The organism is Rhizobium sp. UBA1881 (assembly GCF_002338015.1).
In the GTDB taxonomy this organism is placed as follows: Bacteria; Pseudomonadota; Alphaproteobacteria; order Rhizobiales; family Rhizobiaceae; genus Rhizobium.
Genome location: NZ_DDHH01000002.1, coordinates 1 through 2,388, shown reverse-complemented (window position 1 = coordinate 2,388; position 2,388 = coordinate 1). Strand labels below are relative to the sequence as shown.

The window sequence follows — 2,388 nt, the reverse complement described above, 5'->3', positions numbered from 1 at the left end:
CTTGCGTTCGAAGATCAGGGCCAGCCAACGCTAGACGAGGGCTTCAGAGGTTTACGGGCCATGTCAAAACGGCAAGAAGAATTGGTGACGCCGCACTTGCGTGCATCTTTTTGCGTCGTAGCACCACCCAACTTTATTAAGCCCCATCAGTTGGAAATGCATTGCGTGCGTTCAGCCGGGGACACAAAGGCCTCGCGTGTTGCCCGCGAGGCCCCACCCAGTGGATGCGGGTGTAATCGCTCGTCATGAGCGCAAACTTATAGGGTATCCACTATGCGAGCACGTCAATAGATACCAGCCGCCCACTTCTGGGCGGGTCGCCCGCTGAACCTGTCTCGGTGGTTGCCTAGTCAGATACTAGCATCATTGCGAGCGCCATCACGCCAGTTCGGAGGCTGGAGGCAAGTCGGGAGTTAGGCCTGACGTGCGGTTGAACGCACCGGCAACCTTGCGTACCGAGACGCGCGGCAGCCGGTGCGCAAGATTGTAGCCGTGTATCGACGGACCTGGCCTTCTGCTCTCGATCCGTGCCGATCATCCACTGCAGCGGCAGCTCGATCTTGATCCAGGTTTCATCGATGAACGCGAAGCAACGGGGTCGTGATGACCTCGCGGAAGCAGCTTTGTGAAATATATTTCTTAGTGTGAATTATATTGACTATCATTCGTTCTTACCTTTTACTGCCTTTATCGAACTTCGAGGAGGAGGTTCGGTTTCAACGCGATCAGCGGCGTCTACGTGACGCTCTCGGGCTTTTGGGAGGGGCTACGGCCTCGAGGAGGAATCTTGCGCAAATTTATTGGCTCGACCGCCATCATGGCGGCTCTTGCAACCACGTTGCATGCCGGCACCGCGGCGGCCGCAACGGACAATCCATTCCGTTGCAAACCTGGCGAAAAATATGTGATGAATGTGATGGTTTCGGGCGTGGAATACTGGTTCCCCGTCTATGAGATGTTCAAGCAGGCCGGCCAGCAGTTCGGCTGCGAGACGCAGTACACTGGCACACCGGAATATGACGTCAACAAGCAGATAGCCAGTTTCGACCAAGCGCTGGCGCAAAACCCGGCCGGGATTCTCGTTCACCCGATGAACTCCGATCCGTTCATCGAGCCAATTAACCGCGCCATTGGCCAGGGTACGGCGGTGGTCACATTCGCAGCCGACTCGCCGCTTTCGAAACGCATCTCCTTCATTACCTCGGACAACACACGCGAAGGCATCTATGCCGCCGACGCTATTGCCGAGAAGATGGGTGGCAAGGGCGAATATGCGGTGCTCGAAAATCCGGGCCAGGACAACCACGACAAGCGCATCGCCGCTTTTGTCGGCCGCATGGAGACGAAGTGGCCTGAGATGAAGCTTGTTGGCCGCGCGGCATCAAACCAGGATCCCACCAAGGCCTATCAGGGGCTCTCGAGCATCATCCAGGCCAATCCGAACCTGGGCGCCGTGTTCATGCCTGAGGCGAATTCGGCGATCGGCGCGTCGCAGGCGAGCAAGGAAAACGGCGGCAAAGTGCTTGTCATGTGCGCCGACGTCAACGCAAACATTCTCGACATGATCAAGGCAGGCGATGTCTTTGGCTCGATCAATCCAAACCAGGGGATGCAGGGCTACATGGGTTTCATGCTTCTGTGGCTGGCCAAGCACCCCGAGCTGATCGACCCCATGAACGATGCCAAGCGCGCGGGCTTCAACCCGATGAGCATCCCTGTTGTCGACAACGGTCTTTCCATCGTCACTGCCGAAAATGCCGACGACTTCTACTGGGACAAGTACCTGAAGCGTCGGGGCACCAAGGGGATCGAGGAATAACCTCCCGAGCACACACCATCCGCGTGATATGGCGCGGATGGTCATCTATGGAGGAGGAGGTAAAGATGGCTGAACCGGTTCTGTCGATACGTGGCGTTAGCAAGCAATTCGGCGCTATCCAGGCGCTGACGAATGTCGATTTCACCCTCGAGAAGGGGGAAGTACATGCGCTGTGCGGCGAAAATGGCGCCGGGAAGTCGACGCTCATGAACATCATCGCCGGCGTTGTGCAGCCGACGGATGGAGAGATCCGCGTCGACGGTGAGGCCGTGCGGATATCCTCACCAGCCGCTGCGCAATTGCTTGGTATCGGGCTCGTCCACCAGGAGATCGCGCTTTGCCCTGATGCGACGGTCGCCGAAAACATGTTCATGGCGGCCACCAACCGCCGTCGCTCACCCTTCATGAACTATCGGAGGCTGGAGCGTAACGCGCAGACTGTTATGAACCGGCTTGCCGCCATCGACGTTCGCCGCAAGGTCGCCGAGCTACCGATTTCCAGCCAGCAACTCGTGGAGATCGCCAAGGCGTTGACACTCGATTGCCGCGTGCTGATCCTCGACGAACCG

The 2,388-nt window shown here is 57.9% G+C and carries 2 protein-coding genes; both read left to right on the top strand.

Going from position 1 to position 2,388, the window contains the following annotated elements:
- Positions 1-787: 787 nt before the first annotated feature.
- Positions 788-1,819 (top strand): substrate-binding domain-containing protein, encoded by a 1,032-nt coding sequence (locus tag B3605_RS00055; RefSeq protein WP_112943171.1) that lies wholly within the window; start codon positions 788-790, stop codon positions 1,817-1,819.
- Between the two features lie 65 nt (positions 1,820-1,884).
- Positions 1,885-2,388: ATP-binding cassette domain-containing protein (locus B3605_RS00050; protein ID WP_296431449.1), on the top strand; the 504-nt coding region annotated here is incomplete at its 3' end.